This window comes from Moraxella cuniculi DSM 21768 (assembly GCF_900156515.1).
In the GTDB taxonomy this organism is placed as follows: Bacteria; Pseudomonadota; Gammaproteobacteria; order Pseudomonadales; family Moraxellaceae; genus Moraxella; species Moraxella cuniculi.
The window spans coordinates 91,899-107,143 of record NZ_FTNU01000006.1 but is presented as its reverse complement, the minus strand read 5'-3'; the positions used below and the strand labels follow the sequence as shown (position 1 = coordinate 107,143).

General features: G+C 43.7%; 14 protein-coding genes and 2 pseudogenes. 3 read left to right on the top strand and 13 right to left on the bottom strand.

The features are described from left to right. Nucleotides 1–21: 21 nt before the first annotated feature. Together BW928_RS05225 and BW928_RS12315 are read right to left on the bottom strand one after the other, a co-directional pair. A pseudogene (locus BW928_RS05225) lies at nt 22–279 on the bottom strand (transposase); the annotation flags it as partial. 56 nt (nt 280–335) lie between these two features. After that, nucleotides 336–425: pseudogene (locus BW928_RS12315) on the bottom strand (hypothetical protein); the annotation flags it as partial. 96 nt (nt 426–521) lie between these two features. On the opposite strand from BW928_RS12315, the gene BW928_RS05220 reads away from it, so the two are divergent. Further along, nucleotides 522–782 carry a hypothetical protein gene (locus BW928_RS05220; protein ID WP_076555182.1) on the top strand — a complete coding sequence of 87 codons (261 nt, stop codon included), beginning with the start codon at nt 522–524 and terminating at the stop codon, nt 780–782. Nucleotides 783–796: 14 nt separating this feature from the next. Here BW928_RS05220 and BW928_RS11640 read toward each other — a convergent pair whose 3' ends face one another. Together BW928_RS11640 and leuA are read right to left on the bottom strand one after the other, a co-directional pair. Next, nucleotides 797–934, bottom strand: coding sequence for a hypothetical protein (locus BW928_RS11640; RefSeq protein ID WP_159434534.1), 138 nt, complete (start codon nt 932–934; stop codon nt 797–799). A 792-nt stretch (nt 935–1,726) separates the two neighbouring features. Further along, nucleotides 1,727–3,439 carry a 2-isopropylmalate synthase gene (gene leuA / locus BW928_RS05215; protein WP_076555181.1) on the bottom strand — a complete coding sequence of 571 codons (1,713 nt, stop codon included), beginning with the start codon at nt 3,437–3,439 and terminating at the stop codon, nt 1,727–1,729. Nucleotides 3,440–3,663: 224 nt separating this feature from the next. Here leuA and BW928_RS05210 point away from each other — a divergent pair, with 224 nt between their 5' ends. Further along, a complete protein-coding gene (locus BW928_RS05210; protein WP_076555180.1) occupies nt 3,664–4,131 on the top strand; it encodes an Lrp/AsnC family transcriptional regulator in 468 nt (155 codons plus the stop codon). A gap of 43 nt (nt 4,132–4,174) precedes the next feature. Here the strand turns inward: BW928_RS05210 and BW928_RS05205 are convergent, their stop codons facing one another. The 9 genes from BW928_RS05205 to BW928_RS05165 form a co-directional block, all read right to left on the bottom strand. Further along, nucleotides 4,175–5,695: an ABC transporter ATP-binding protein gene (locus BW928_RS05205; protein ID WP_076555179.1), complete on the bottom strand. Its 1,521-nt coding sequence runs from the start codon at nt 5,693–5,695 to the stop codon at nt 4,175–4,177. Further along, nucleotides 5,673–6,698, bottom strand: a complete 1,026-nt coding sequence (locus BW928_RS05200) for an ABC transporter permease subunit (RefSeq protein WP_076555178.1) — start codon at nt 6,696–6,698, stop codon at nt 5,673–5,675. The genes BW928_RS05205 and BW928_RS05200 overlap by 23 nt, the downstream gene beginning before the upstream one ends. Nucleotides 6,699–6,709: 11 nt before the next feature. Beyond that, nucleotides 6,710–7,762, bottom strand: a complete 1,053-nt coding sequence (locus BW928_RS05195) for an ABC transporter permease subunit (RefSeq protein ID WP_076555177.1) — start codon at nt 7,760–7,762, stop codon at nt 6,710–6,712. A gap of 3 nt (nt 7,763–7,765) precedes the next feature. Continuing rightward, nucleotides 7,766–8,362: a manganese efflux pump MntP gene (locus BW928_RS05190; RefSeq protein ID WP_076555176.1), complete on the bottom strand. Its 597-nt coding sequence runs from the start codon at nt 8,360–8,362 to the stop codon at nt 7,766–7,768. A 242-nt stretch (nt 8,363–8,604) separates the two neighbouring features. After that, nucleotides 8,605–9,393: a hydroxyacylglutathione hydrolase gene (gene gloB / locus BW928_RS05185; protein WP_227516552.1), complete on the bottom strand. Its 789-nt coding sequence runs from the start codon at nt 9,391–9,393 to the stop codon at nt 8,605–8,607. Then, nucleotides 9,390–11,357, bottom strand: a complete 1,968-nt coding sequence (locus BW928_RS05180; protein WP_143821450.1) for an extracellular solute-binding protein — start codon at nt 11,355–11,357, stop codon at nt 9,390–9,392. Before BW928_RS05180 ends, gloB begins: the two co-directional genes overlap by 4 nt. Further along, on the bottom strand, nt 11,338–12,429 hold the full coding sequence (serC, locus tag BW928_RS05175; RefSeq protein WP_076555175.1) for a 3-phosphoserine/phosphohydroxythreonine transaminase: 1,092 nt from the start codon (nt 12,427–12,429) through the stop codon (nt 11,338–11,340). Before serC ends, BW928_RS05180 begins: the two co-directional genes overlap by 20 nt. Before the next feature lie 133 nt (nt 12,430–12,562). Continuing rightward, nucleotides 12,563–13,345 carry a hypothetical protein gene (locus tag BW928_RS05170; RefSeq protein WP_076555174.1) on the bottom strand — a complete coding sequence of 261 codons (783 nt, stop codon included), beginning with the start codon at nt 13,343–13,345 and terminating at the stop codon, nt 12,563–12,565. A gap of 58 nt (nt 13,346–13,403) precedes the next feature. Continuing rightward, entirely contained in the window at nt 13,404–14,219 is an 816-nt protein-coding gene (locus tag BW928_RS05165) for a D-Ala-D-Ala carboxypeptidase family metallohydrolase (protein WP_158078427.1), read from the bottom strand. A gap of 408 nt (nt 14,220–14,627) precedes the next feature. On the opposite strand from BW928_RS05165, the gene BW928_RS05160 reads away from it, so the two are divergent. Beyond that, the gene (locus BW928_RS05160; protein WP_076555172.1) at nt 14,628–15,200 is read left to right on the top strand and encodes a septal ring lytic transglycosylase RlpA family protein; all 573 of its coding nucleotides are present in this window, start codon (nt 14,628–14,630) and stop codon (nt 15,198–15,200) included. The last annotated feature ends 45 nt before the right edge of the window (nt 15,201–15,245 follow it).

Sequence of the window (15,245 nt, the reverse complement as noted above, 5' to 3'; positions counted from 1 at the left end):
TTTAGGGACCATCCTAGATGACTAACCCAAACTACCCTTAACTAATTGCTTTAAAATGGAAATTTGAGGTTTAAGGTCATTGTTATTAAAACGCCATTCGCATTCTTTAAGATAAAGCCCAAAATGTTCTTTGGGAACACCGTTAAATTTGCGTAAATGGCGTTTTGCCTGATTCCAAAAATTCTCAATTCCGTTAATGCGATTTTGTTTCTCTGCAAAATATGTACTGTGATTGATTCTAAAGTGATCAAACTCACTGGCATCAAGTACATCACAGCTTTAACCGGAACACCAAGCTCATTGGCCAATTGTTGTGCAGTACCACTAGAACCGCTCCAGCACGAACCAAAACAAATGGGTGCTCCTGCTTTATAATCTGGATTGCTTTTAACAGCTGCCGCCACCTGTTCAATACTAATAGGCATAGATTTTATTATATTTTCTCTACCGCCAGAAATCTTGACAGACACACATCTCAATAATACAGGAATTCCTCCAATTTTATCATAATTCAATACATCATGGACGATAACATTATGGTCGTTATTGGCGTCTACCGAATAGCACTACACACAATAATCGCAACACTAACAACAGGTACTATCAAAGGAGCAATATCAGGTGGCATAACAGCATACAGCATTCCAAAGGTTGATGAATATCTCACAAAACAAGGCTATACCAAACAAGTAAGAGACATAACCTTACTTGCTCTATCAGCAGTACTAGGCATAGACCAAGAAAACAAAGAAGCCGAATCCATTTGTCAAATATTGCTCTAAGCAATCCAGCCACCTCAACAGTCAATCAATTTGGCTGGATGGTGCATGATAATGGAGGATTTAGAAATGGACACGGCGGTACGATTTCTGGGAGTGCTGGGCGTAGACTTAGGGTCGTCAATAGGAGCAATAACTTTAAGATTTGTTATCATTCAACCTAACCTACCAAAAATCATCTAAACTATCAAGATTGTGGTCGATGATCATATAGGTGTACATTTAACTCTTTTAACGCTTTGTCTTTGTTAAAGCTATTATTTTTAAATCTATTGACTATATGTTAGCTGTCAAATTTTATTTGTCTGATAAAATAGTCAAACAATCAAGACTGAAACACTCCCATAAGTTTAACAGAAAAAATATAAAAAAGACCAATAATGCAAATAGCAAACTTTCTTTTTTTACACATAGTTTTTTGCTATGTGTTTATTGATGCAATACACCACCCCTAAATAGATAAAATACAAAATAAAATATACAATCACAACCGCAACCACCCGTAACAGTGGCACAATCCATATTCAGAAATAATCGCTGTTTGGGTAAAATACACTATACCAATGCAGCAAAAGAACAGTATATTAAAAGCACATTAAAAAATAAGTAGCAGTCGTTGTATAAATTTCTCTTCATTTTCTTATCCTAATGATTTTAATCTTGTCAGCTTCGTAAGTTGTTGTTAGCTGTTTATTATTATCCCAAGGCGTTTAATATTCTGCAAAATATGCTCTATACACTCAATAAAACATTAATTTTTAATCTTAGTATCAAAATCTTTAAAGAAAACTTCGCCATTCAACCACTTTTCACAGTACTTCTTGGTTGGTTGTTTATCTTTGATTAAAATATCAAGTACCACACTCTTATTAAGATCAAAGCTAACAATCAAACCAATCTTTGTTAAAAACTTATAAAAAAGTGCAGACTAAGCTGCACTTTTTAGATTACCATGCTTGAGCCAAGGCGGATAATGCACCTTTTAACATGGCAGATACGGTGCTGTTACAAGTGCCAATGCCTGAATAAATCTGCCCATCAACCGCCAGTTGAATATACGCTGCTGCCGCTGCATTGGTTTGGTTGCCTGTTTCATTATCTGTACGCATGACCCTATCAATGGCGTGTTCGGCATAATTGGTTACATGGATTTGTCTGCCTGTGGCTTTTACCAAGCCATCAATAAATGCCGACAACGCACCATTGCCCTGTCCGATGACCTCAAATACCTGCTCGGGTGAGGCAACCTGACCCTGAAAAGTTACCTCGCCACCACGATTGCTGATGGTATAATCACTCAAATGGAATGTATCTTGGCTTAGATAAGCATTGGTGAAAATATCCAAAAGCTCTTCGGTTTTTAGCTCTCGTGCCAGCGTTTCAGCTTGGGCTTGCACCACGCGTGCAAAATCAATCTGCGTCCAGCGTGGCAAATCAAAGCCATAATGACGCTGCAAAATATACGCCGCACCGCCCTTACCCGACTGGCTATTAATACGCACAACATCTTGATAACCACGCCCGATATGGCTTGGATCAATGGGCAAATAGGCGACATCCCAGTGATTGTCCGTCTCTTGATGTTTTTCGTTATAATCCAGCGATTTTTTGATGGCATCTTGGTGTGAACCACTAAAGGCGGTAAACACCAACTCACCCACATAAGGGTGGCGTGGATGCACAGGCAAGTTGTTGCACTCACTGACGATTTGCACCACTTCACTGACTTGGCTAAAATCAAGCTTAGGATCAATGCCTTGCGTATACAGATTCATCGCCATAACCAAAATATCCATATTGCCAGTGCGTTCGCCATTGCCAAGCAGTGTCCCTTCGATACGGTCAGCACCTGCCATCAGCCCCAGTTCTGATGCTGCCACCGCACAGCCACGATCATTATGCGTGTGCAGGCTGATGATGACATCTTTGCGATGCTTTAAATGACGGCAAAAATATTCCACCTGATCAGCATAGACATTTGGTGTGCTGGCCTCAACAGTTGCAGGCAAGTTCAAAATCACCGCCTGACCCAGCCATGGTTGCCATACTTCACATACCGCATCACACACCTCAACCGCATAATCAGTCTCAGTCTGACTAAAGCTCTCTGGCGAATACTGAAACACCCATTCGGTATCTGGATAATTTTTCGCCTTGTCTTTGAGCATTGTTGCACCATTGATGGCAATTTGCTTAATTTGCTCTTTATCCAACTGATAAACTTTATCACGCTGCACTTTTGAGGTTGAATTATACACATGCACAATCGCACGCTTCGCCCCCTGTAGTGCCTCAAAAGTACGATCGATTAAATGCTCTCGTGCTTGCACCAAAACTTGCAAAGTTACATCATCAGGCACAAGATTGTCTTCAATCAAGCGGCGTGTAAAGTCAAACTCCACTTGAGCCGCTGAAGGAAAGCCAATTTCAATTTCCTTAAAGCCAATATCAATCAATAGTTTAAAAAATTTTAACTTTTGTTCAATATTCATCGGGTCAATCAACGCCTGATTGCCATCACGCAAATCAACACTTGCCCAAATCGGTGCTTGTGTAATTTGTTTATCTGGCCAAGTGCGGTCATTTAGCTTTGGTGCAAAGGCAAAAGGCTGATATTTGCGAAAATCAAAAGCGGGATTTTTTGGCAAACGCTGCGACATAACAACTCCAAATACTCAAAAAACAAGCTGGTAATGACCAAAATAACAATTCGTCAATTTTTTGGCAATCCAAGCCAGCAATCAATATATCATTATCATAACAAAAAATTATAGCGATTTTTGCCCAAATTAGCATTATTTTTCTAAATTTTTGGTGAAATTTACCAATATTTTGTTAAAATATAGCGAAAACAACTCATTTTTTGACAATTGGCAGTTTGTTTATGGATAATGCACTTTTTCTTGATGCGACCGACCGCAAAATTTTACGCCTGCTAACCAGCAATGCCCGCTTGGCAGTCGCCGACATCAGCGAGATAATTAATCTGTCCGCCACGCCCACCATTCGCCGCATAAAACGCCTTGAACAGGCGGGCATTATCACAGGCTACCATGCCAGCACCAATGCAAACGCACTGGGCTACTCGCTATCGGTCTATGTGGCGGTGAGTATGGATAAGCACACCCCCGAGAGATTTTTGGAGTTTGAGCAACAGATTGCAGGCTTTGACGAGGTTGTCAGTTGCAGCCTTGTTACGGGACGTAGCGAGGATTTTTTGCTCAAGGTGCTGGTTAAAGATATGCGTCATTATGAAGAATTTTTATTACATAAATTAAGTAAAATTGATGGTGTCAGTCAATTGCACAGCAGTTTTGAGCTTCGTGAAGTATTTCATCGCTCAGCAATTTAATGCCTACAAATTCACTGCCGCTCTTTGATTGTCAGAAAATGAATTAATCCAAAGCCATGATTTTATGGCAAATCGCCTCCAGCATGGCTTTATCATGGCTGATAATGAACATCGCTGTGCCATACTGCTGGTTGATATTTTTAAGCAAATCTAATAATTTGGCAATAGAAATTCTATCAAGCATTGCTGTTGGCTCGTCTAAGATTAATACCGAAGGTCTGGCAAGCAAGGCTCGCACAAGGCAGATTCTTTGACATTCACCGCCTGATAGCTCATCAGGATAGCGGCACAATAGCTGTTTTGACAAGCCGCACAATGCCAATAATTCGTCAATCAATGCCAGCTCCGAAGTTGGCTCTTGATTATCATTTGCAGCAATAGCCTCCAACAGACTATCAAGAATTGTTAAGTCAGGGTTAAGACTTGCCTTCACCTCTTGCATGACAAGTTGCACACGGCGACGCAATTGCCGCAAGCTACCAGCACCCAGCCGATGGGGGTTTTTGCCCTCAATTAGCACCAATCCTGACACCTTTAGCCGATTGTCAAGCTGCAGCACCGCCTTTGCCAAAGTGCTTTTGCCAATGCCTGACGCTCCCATCATGCCGATAATTTGACCACGCTGTAGCTGCAAATCAATCCCTGACAGCACCTGCTTGATGCCCCACCAAAATCTGCGATAACCGACAGCAACCTGCTGTAACTCCAGCACCGCTTGCTCAGTGTTGTTGATACTCGGCGTTGTGGGCGTACCATAATCCACCGCCAATAATTGCCGAACAATGGCATGATTGGATAAATCTTGCACCGTACCGATGGCATGATGGCAGTTATCATCTGTGCGTGCCAATGCCAAAAGCTGATCGCAATGAGTCATGACGCTTGGCAAATCATGACTGACCAAAATAAGTGCCGTGTCATTTTGACGGCATAAATCGGTCAATAGTGCCAAAATTTCATCGGTTAATTGACTGTCCAAAGCACCCGTTGGCTCATCGGCGATGACAAGCCTTGGTCTTAAAGCAAGTACTTGTGCGATACTTATCCTGCGTGCCTCACCCCCTGATAATTCATGCACATAGCGGTGCAAAAATTGTTCAGGATTTGGCAGGCGTACCAATCTTAACCAATGAAGCATATCTTGCTTGCGTTGTTTTTTTGGTAAGCCAAGCTGTCTATACAATTCATCAAAACTCTTGGCAACTGTGTGCAGAGGGTTAAATGCGGCTTTTGGTTCTTGAAAAATGTAACCAATACCTCTGCCACGCAGCGACAAAAACGCCGCCTCATCACCTTGTTTGTCAATCGGTAGCGAAGCACCAGCAAAGGTTGCAGATTGAGCCGTCAGCACAAAAGACTGGGGCAATAAGCCAAGCAACGATAGCATTAGCGTTGTTTTTGCCGCACCTGATCTTCCCACCACGCCCAAAACTTCGCCCGAATGCAGGTGCAGTGTCAGATTTTCGATTAATGGCAAGGCAGGCTTGTCATCAGATTGCAACCAAATGCTAAGATTTACCAATGACAAGACGCATGGCGGACTAGCGATCTCGGTCAAGTGCATTTCGCAAGCCCTCACCAACAAAAATCAACAACAATAACAGCACGGACAATACCACAAAACTTGACAATACCAAATGCGGCCTGTCCAGATGATTCTTGCCCTGTGCCAGCAGCTCTCCCAGACTTGCTGAGCCTACAGGCAAGCCAAAGCCCAAAAAATCCAATGTGGTTAATGCAGCAATATTTGCCGCAATGGCAAATGGCAACTGCGACAATACCAACAACAAAGCACTTGGCAAAATATGGCGACGCATAATCACGCGTGTTGGCACGCCCAAATTTTGAGCAACAAGCACATAAGGCATTTTACGCATACTCAAAAAATGCAGCCGCACCAAAGGCACAAAACTCAACCAACCAAAAGCAAGCAGCAGTAAAAACAACACAAAAGCCGATGGCTCAAACACGCTGGCAAAAGCAAGCATCACAAACAGTTGCGGCAAGCCGATCCATATTTCAAGCAACCGCTGTCCAAGCAAATCCACCACGCCAGCAAAATACCCCATCAAAGCACCAATCAGCACTCCAATCACACCGCCAACAATCGCCAGCATAAAACCAAACAACAACGCCGTTCGCAATGCATACAATATCCGTGCCACAACATCACGCCCTACTGCATCAGTTCCCAGCCAATGCTTACTGCTTGGCACAGCTGGGTGCGGCATCGCAGCATCAAGCACCAAAGTCTGCTCGCCATAGCGAATCGGCGGCATCAGCACAGTACCTTGACGCTCAATCAATGCCATCACCGCAGGGTCTTGATAATTGGCAGTGGTTTCAAACTCACCCCCAAAGCGTGTCTCGGGATAGTCATAAAAAATCGGTGTCAGATACTGTTGCTGATAACGCAACAAAATTGGCTTATCATTGGCAATTATCGGCACAAATAAGGCAATCACCACCACAATAATTAACAGTATCAGCGATATCAGTGCCAGCTTTTGCTGACAAAATCGTTGCCAATATTTTTGCCGTCTGTGTCCTGTTGTTTGCTTGCTCATCTTACACCTTATCAACCAACATGGGCAAAATCAACACGAGGATCAAGATAATGATACAATAAATCAAACAACAGCTGGGTCAGCATGGAGATGAGTGTAAAAACATACAAAATACCAAACATCAGCGGATAATCACGCTGCATAACGGCATCAAAACCAAGTCGCCCAATGCCATCAATGCCAAAAATCACCTCAATCAACAAATTTCCCGTGAACAGCACGCCCACCACCGCCATCGGCAACTGTGCCACAACTGGCAACAGAGCATTCTTTAGCACCTGACGATAGATAATGCGTGAAAATGGCAAGCCTCGCGTACGCATTGCCAGCACATAGGGCTTGTCAAATTCAGCCAGCAGACCAAATTTGGTCAAATAAGCAATGCCAGCGATAGAACCTAAGCTGCTTGCCAGTACAGGTAAGGTCAAATGCCACAGCAAATCCTTTGCCTTGTCAAATAAATTCATCATAGCAAAATTATCCGACACCACGCCTTGCAAAGGAAAAATTTGCCAAGTACCAACGCCTGCCAATAGCACAAGCAAAAACAATGCCAAAACCACCACGGGCAGTGCGTGTAAAATTGCCAGCACAAAAGTAGTCAGATAATCACCCATTGTCCGATGATATCTCGCCTTATACAGCCCAATCATCACCCCAGCGGCATACATCATCATCAGGCTTAATGTCCCAAGTAGCATCGTGATTGGCAATTTTGTAGCAATCAGAGACATCACCGACTGCCCCTGAAAAAATGACTCGCCCAAATCAAATTGCACAAACCTACTTAACATCTGCCAAAAACGCTCCGCAACTGACAAATCATAGCCAAAACGCGTCTGTAGCTCCGCAAGCATCTCATCAGACAAACCAGCACTGCCGATATAATTCAGGTTCGCCAATGCAAATCCTTGCGTGGCTAGAGATTGTTGTTCACTGGCAATTTTGTCAAGCTGCTCTTCAATAGGCCCTCCAGGTGCAATCTGCACCACCACAAAATTAATCAACAAAATCACAAACAGTGTGGGCAACATCAAAAGCAAGCGACTGAACAAATAACGCATAAATTAAGCCATCAAATCCCTGTACAAAATCGAACAACCAATGATAATAAGCAGCACCCCGCCTGCAATCATCGCCCCCTTGCCAAATCTATCGCCCAACTGTCGCCCCAGATACAGCCCCATGGTCGCCATGATGGTGGTTGCCAGCCCAATCAAAGCAGCTGCAAGCCAAATATTCACCTGCAAAAATGCCAGTGTAACGCCCACCACTGTAGCATCAATGCTGGTGGCAATTGCTGTAATAAATAGCCACATGCTATTGCGACCAGCGACCTGTTCATTATCCATGCTGATATCAAGGTTTTTACCAACTTCCTGCTGTCTATCATTTGTCAGTGCATTATAAATACATCGTATGCCCAAAAGCGTCAGCAGTACAAAGCCAAGCCAATGATCCACCGCCCGTATCCACTGATGAGCCGCCTGACCCAACGCCCAGCCAATAATCGGTGCAATCGCCTCAACAACACCAAAGACCAACCCCTGCTTCATCGCCTGCGTTATACTCACCGAACGCAATGTCGCACCTTTGGCAATCGCTACCGAAAACGCATCCATGGACATAGAAAATGCCAAAACCACCAATGCCAACAGACTCATTATTTTTCCTGAAATTGATTAAGATTTTACCCAATATCTGTGCGACAAATAAAAGATAACTTATTGTAAAATAATTAAAAATAGCCTAGGTTTTAAATTTTATCACACAGCAAAACAACAAGCGGTTTATTTGATATTCGGCACAATTTATCCGCTGTATTCTACCACAAACCCGATTCAAATAGATAAGTGTAAATTAAAAAACCTTTTACCACAGCCGTTATTTCGTTAATCAAGCCATCTTAGGCTTGATTCTTTTGCTCTCGCAACCATGCAAATACCACAAGTGGTGTATTGTCCATCAGCCGATGCTTGTCGGCCAGTCGCTTTGCCAATTGCTCATCACACGCCTGCACAAATACATTGATTTTGCGTTCGTTGGCGAGCGAAGTTGGCAGGCTTATGCCCCCATCAAGGATTTTTTGGCTTATCTGCTTAGTATATTGCTGGATAAACTCTTGATAATTATCAGTTGCCATCATGCTGGCAAATTTTAGATTTGCTAAAGTATATTCATGGGCGGCATAAAACAGGGTATCCTCTGGCATCACCGCAAAACGACTGATGCTGGCAAACAATTGCTCAGTAGTCCCTGTAAAGATACGGCCACAGCCTGCACTAAACAGCGTATCGCCACAAAATATCCGATAACTGCCATCAATACTGACAACATAGCTAAGATGACTATCCGTATGCCCTGCTGTCTGCCATACCACAAAATCAAGCCCCAATAAACCCAGCACATCGCCATCATTGACGCTGTTTGCCCCATCAAGCCCATGCTGCTGATGGGCGTAGAGTTTACACTCAGGATAGCTTGCTATAAGCTGTGCCACGCCACCTGTATGATCGTGGTGATGATGGGTGATTAAGATGGCGATGGGCTGATATTGATTATTTTTATTAAAAAATTCAATTACTTCATCAGCACTACCAGGGTCAATAATGACCGCTTGATTCTTATGACAAATCACCCAAATATAATTGTCCTGCAATGCCCGAATGGCATGAATTTGGTATTTATGCATCATTTTTTTACCTCGTCTGGTGCGTGGTACCACCAATAATCCAGCCCAATAGCAGCACTGGGCAATTTCTCTGGGTGCTGATAGCCTTGATAATACATGACATCGGTGCTATTTTTGCCGTACCATGCAACCATATATTCGCCAGCCAATAACAATCTGTCCAAGACTTTTGTGTACAGGACAATCTGCTCACGATTATCCGCCTGCACAAGCCGAGCAATCAGCTCATCTATTGCTGCACTTTGTATGCCGATGGTGTTCTGATTGCCCACCTGCCTTGCCGACTGGCTACCCCACAGGTAACTCTGCTCCACACCTGGGGCATTGCCCTGCATGAACTCATCAATAATCATATCAAAATCATACTGACGCTTGCGGTTGATATAGCTAGCCTTATCCAATCGTTTGAGTTTTGCTTGCAAACCAAGTCGTTTTAAATTGTTAAGATATGGTAATAAAATTGCTTGATATTTATCATCAGCCACCAAAATCTCTACACTTAGCTGCTTGCCTGTTTTGTCATACAACCAGCCATTTTGATAAACAAATCCTGCCTGTTGCAACAAGGATTTGGCAGCCAATAAATTGGCTCTATTAATACCATCACCTGCTGATACTGGCTGAGCTGGCACGCCATTAAGGGCAGATTTTTCATCATTGTTTAAAGGCAGGCTTAACAAAACCTCATACTCTTTGGCATCAGGCTTGCCCACCGCTTGCAATGGCGAACCATAAAAATAACTATTAAGCCGCTGATATTCACCAAAAAGCAGCTGCTGATTGCTCCACTGAAAATCAAATGCCAAATTCATCGCTCGCCGCACCCTGATATCAGCAAATAGCGGTTTGCGTAGATTCATCACCAAACCACGCATCAACACAGGGTTGGTGTTTTTGATGGCAACTTTGTTGATTGGTTGATTTTTTGGCAAAAAAGTCGCCCAGCGTTTAATGTCATTTTCGATACGAAAACGATACGCACCTGCCTTAAAAGCCTCAAACGCCACCGCCTCATCGGCAAAATAGACATATTCAATGGCATCAAAATTAAAACGACCTCGATTAACCATCAGATCACGCCCCCAATAGGCATCATCTCGCACATAACGCACACGGCGTGAAGGCTCAGCAAGTTGTAACCGATAAGCCCCACTGCCCATCAACGGCTCAAGGCTAACCTTATCAAACCTTGTGATGATGTCTTTTTTTGCAAAGATTGGCATAAGCCCAACGGTGCTTTGCAAATCGCCAGCTGACGATGGGTTGAAATAAAATTTCACGCGATAATCATCAAGCACCTCAACAGCGACAATCCCTGACAAAAAAGCACGCCAAGACATTAGACCTTTGCTCAAAATTGCTTGATAAGTCGCCTGAACATCATGGGCGGTAACTGGGCTGCCGTCCCAAAACCGTGCTTTTGGATTAATGTGGTAAATAATCCAGCTGTCATCATTGGGACTGAAGGTAACTTTCTCGGCAAGCTGCGGATACAGCACGCCCACCTCATCAAGCGAACCTGCCATCAGCGTATCGTACAAATAAAAAGTCCCTGTGGCAGCAATACCTGTGTCAATAAAACCATTTAGACTATTAAACATACCGATGGCAGGCATGGACAGCACGCCACCTTTGGGTGCATCTGGGTTGGCATACGGCAAGTGTGTCGCCGTGCTGTATTTGGCAGTATTGTTGATGCTAAGCGTTGTTTGCGTGATGGTTTGTTGGTTGATGTGGCTATTTTTACGCTCTACCCCAAGGGTATCGGCGGACAATGTTGTCAAAAATTCTTGGCTTGCCGCAGCTTGGGTTTGACCATCACCCTGCGAAATAGCCAAAGACCCTGCCGTATCTTGGCGACACGCAGGGGTGATGAGCATCATACAAATAACAAGCCAGCGACCAAGACGATGGCGTGGCTTGTTTTGGGCGGCAACAATCATGGGCTTAGCCGTATTTGCGTTCAAACTCCGCCATAAAGGCTGTCAATGCCTGAACTTGCTCAAGCGTGATGGCGTTATAAATGCTTGCTCGCATACCACCAACCACACGATGACCTTTTAGATTGAGCAATCCTGCTTGTTCAGATTCTGCCAAAAATACCTTATCCAAAGCATCATCAGCCAATTGGAATGGCACATTCATGATAGAACGATACGCTGGATTGACTTTGTTGCTATAAAAATCACTGCCATCAATGGCATCATACAGTGTTTTGGCCTTAGCATGGTTAATCTTGGCAATCGCCTCAACACCGCCCTGCTCAAGCAACCATTCAAAAACCAATCCTGCCAAATACCAAGCATAAGTTGCAGGCGTGTTCATCATTGAACCGTTGTCAAGCTGGTTTTGATAATTCATCACAGCTGGGCAGTATGCAGACGCCCTATCAAGCAAATCCTTACGAATAATGACCAAAGTCAGCCCTGCAGGACCGATATTTTTTTGAGCACCTGCATAAATCATGGCAAATTTATTGACATCAATCGGTTCAGACAGAATACAAGAGGACATATCAGCAACGATGGGTGCATCAACTTGCGGCACTTGAAACATCTGCACGCCATGGATTGTCTCATTTGGGCAATAGTGGAAATAACTTGCCGCATCATCAAGCTGCCACTGACTGCGATCAGGCACATCAACAAAGCCTGCCTCGCCACCTGTGGCAACAAGGTTGATTTTACCCAAACCCAGCGTCTCATAACGCTTTGCCTCTTGATAGGCTTTTTGCGACCATGCACCAGTCAGTAAATAATCAGCCGTACCATTATTAAGCAAATTCAATACCACTGCCGAAAATTGCAATGCCGCCCCACCTTGCAAAAACAACACCGCATAATCATCACTGATATTCATCAACTGACGCAAATTGGCTTCGGTCTGCTCGGCCAATTGTGTATAGTGTGAGCCTCGATGGCTAATCTCCATCACTGACGCTCCCAAGCCTTGCCAGTTTAGCATTTCATCTCTGGCACGCTCCAAAACTGCCGTGGGCATACTGGCAGGCCCTGCACAAAAATTTGCAAATCGAGTCATAAATCATCTCCAAAAGTCCAAAAATGGTTTAGTATATCATGCAACAGCATTTTGACGACAAAATTTCTTAGGCGTTTTTAGCCACCACCTTGCCGATGCTCACAGCCAGCTGTATTCATCAATCTTGATAAACCTAATCAGAACTGTGCAATGCCTGCCAAAATCGCTGCTTTGCTGTTTTGTCAAGTAACATTTGCTCAATCTGGTGCGACTGATGCAGCTTAAGCTGATATAAATTTTGCAGGTTTAAATAATCAGGCAAGCTGGTCAAAGGTGCAATATGCCTAAGCCCCAACGATTCACGCATACAGCCAAAAATAAAGCCCTTTAGGCTGGTATTTGCCATTGAGATTGAATTGGCATTGGGGTCATCAACAAAAGGCGGATAGTCTAGTTTTTTAACCATACAACTTAGTCCATGCATTTGTGCTGCCTGCCCAATCGCCCGCTGCAAAGACAGCCACAGCTCACGCCCTGCAATATCCAGCCTATCCACATCAACCATTATCAGCCACTGACGATATGCCATCGCCTGTATCTGAAAGCGAATCTCAAGCTGACTTGACTGGGAAGTTTGCAGATTGGGCAGTGGCAATGCTACTTTGGTTTGGTTGGCGTGCTTATCTTGTGTGCTTTGATGGGGAATGCTGGCAATCTGTACCAAAGGTTTGACAGGTGGCACATTTGCGACATCTCCACGCTGGCTGTCTGTTTTGCTGACAATATCCGATTGACTGGTGTGCTGCTTGGCTGGTTTATCCGCCAATGATACTGCAGGCTGAGTAGCAGCAGGCAAAGTTAGCACCCTGCGGTTTTTGTCCACCCATAGGACGATGCCCAGCTGCTGCAAGATTTGGCGACTGTGCTGATGAGCCAAGATGGCTGTTTGTGTGCTGTTTGTGGTCAGGTGGATCATGATTGCCAGCTTGTCAAATTCCTAAATTTCTTAATTATAGTTACTTAATTATAGCCGCTTAATTATAAGCTGATTGATTGCTCAAATCATGACAAACAGAGCCTGCTTGAGCAAATTGCATGCCCCATTTGCGATATCCTTGCGTATCCAAATGTATCGCCCCTGTGGCGTACAACCCCAGACCCAGTTGCCACTGTTCACCATAATCACGCCAGTATTGGCACAGACCATCTTGCAGCCGAACCATTGCCTGCGTGCTCATTGATGATGGCACCTCAATATCTATTGCAGCATTTAGCAAATGCTTACTGCCAACTGCACCTCCTGCACAGCTGTTGAGCGTACCATGCCGATACACAGAGCGAATTCTACTATCCTTTGGCAAGATGCCCTGCTGTATCAACTTATTATACACTGTCAGCGTTGGCAACAAATAATCCCAAAGCTGTCGCGGCGGTATGGCATAAGGCTCATCACTACAAGTCTGCCAAGAGCGTGCTGTCGTTGATATTTGTGCCATCGCAGGCATGGTTGCATTAAGATTGTTATTCAAAAACTGCTGATATTCCAGCATGGCTTGCTGCCTGCCTGCTTGTGCCGCAAGCCACTGGCGAAAATGCTCATCACTGCCAACTTTATCAGCTTGCATGGTTTGCGTATCATCAAAGACCTTGCGGTCAATGCTGGCATTTTTGCCAACCGCATTCGCTGCATGATGAGTCGATGGTGCGGTAGCTGGTTTTTTCGCCATACAGCCTGCAATGATAGGCATGACAATCAGCCCCATCAAAAGCCACCCACATTGGCGAGCCATGCTCATATTTTTTGCCCCATCATCATACCCAAAGCCACGCCCATGTCTGATTTTTGCCATCTTATTTATGCCATGTTTCATGTAGTATTATATTGTATCATGTTTGAACTTTGCTTGGCATTTTTCTGCATGAATTTTTTAAAGGCGGTATTTTTTGAGAAATTTGTCAAAAAATAACGATTTTGCTCAAAAGATAAGCAAATTTTACCATTTTATTGCACAAAATCACTTGTATTTTATCAAAATAGTGCTAATATAAGACATCGGCATTTTGTGCCAATAAGTTATTTTGATGAAATTTATTATTTTTTAATAAATTTTTAACCTAAATTAATACTTTGTGGTATTGATTACTTAACTAGTAGCGACTCTGATCAGCAAGGACTCGCTGGATTTGGAGCATTTGTTTTGTTTTGTTTCATAAATACAAAACAAAGCCCCAGAGCTTTCAACACTATAGAGGCAATCATGAAAACAGTAAGTAAGACTTTATTGATGCTCACAGGATTCACCCTAAGCACTGGCATCAATCTAAGTGCATCAGCCAATAACAATGGCAATATTGACAGCGTGCTTGAGCAACTGACAGCACAGCACAATAATGCCTCAAGTCTGGTAAAATCAGCACGCCAGCCCTCTTCACTGGCACTCAACAGCCCTCTGATTGCCCAATCTGCCAACAAAAATACCGACAAAAAAGACGATGACACGCCCGTGCTTGACAGGCTAACCACAGTCGCCTCAAATACGGTAAACAAATTCAAACAAACAGGTATCGCCAGCTGGTATGGTCGCCAATTTCATGGTCGCAAAACCGCCAGTGGCGAAACTTTTGACATGAACGCTCTGACTGCAGCACACAGCTCATTGCCAATGAACTGCTATGTGCGTGTTACCAACCGTGATAATGGCAAATCTGTTGTTGTCAAAATCAACGACCGCCCAAAAACCAATCGTGTACTTGATTTATCCTATGGGGCTGCTCAAGCCATTGGCATTACAGGCAATGTTGGTAATGTTACCATCGAACGCATTGATTAAATATAGCATTATCAATACTTTCTTTGTTAAAAGACTGGTAAATCC

Coding starts and splice junctions, on each gene's coding strand:
- BW928_RS05220 (WP_076555182.1), top strand. CDS start 522: ATGGACGATAACATTATGGTCGTTATTGGCGTCTACCGAATAGCACTA.
- BW928_RS11640 (WP_159434534.1), bottom strand. CDS start 934: ATGATAACAAATCTTAAAGTTATTGCTCCTATTGACGACCCTAAGTCT.
- leuA (WP_076555181.1), bottom strand. CDS start 3,439: ATGTCGCAGCGTTTGCCAAAAAATCCCGCTTTTGATTTTCGCAAATAT.
- BW928_RS05210 (WP_076555180.1), top strand. CDS start 3,664: ATGGATAATGCACTTTTTCTTGATGCGACCGACCGCAAAATTTTACGC.
- BW928_RS05205 (WP_076555179.1), bottom strand. CDS start 5,695: ATGCACTTGACCGAGATCGCTAGTCCGCCATGCGTCTTGTCATTGGTA.
- BW928_RS05200 (WP_076555178.1), bottom strand. CDS start 6,698: ATGAGCAAGCAAACAACAGGACACAGACGGCAAAAATATTGGCAACGA.
- BW928_RS05195 (WP_076555177.1), bottom strand. CDS start 7,762: ATGCGTTATTTGTTCAGTCGCTTGCTTTTGATGTTGCCCACACTGTTT.
- BW928_RS05190 (WP_076555176.1), bottom strand. CDS start 8,362: ATGAGTCTGTTGGCATTGGTGGTTTTGGCATTTTCTATGTCCATGGAT.
- gloB (WP_227516552.1), bottom strand. CDS start 9,393: ATGATGCATAAATACCAAATTCATGCCATTCGGGCATTGCAGGACAAT.
- serC (WP_076555175.1), bottom strand. CDS start 12,429: ATGACTCGATTTGCAAATTTTTGTGCAGGGCCTGCCAGTATGCCCACG.
- BW928_RS05170 (WP_076555174.1), bottom strand. CDS start 13,345: ATGATCCACCTGACCACAAACAGCACACAAACAGCCATCTTGGCTCAT.
- BW928_RS05165 (WP_158078427.1), bottom strand. CDS start 14,219: ATGGCAAAAATCAGACATGGGCGTGGCTTTGGGTATGATGATGGGGCA.
- BW928_RS05160 (WP_076555172.1), top strand. CDS start 14,628: ATGAAAACAGTAAGTAAGACTTTATTGATGCTCACAGGATTCACCCTA.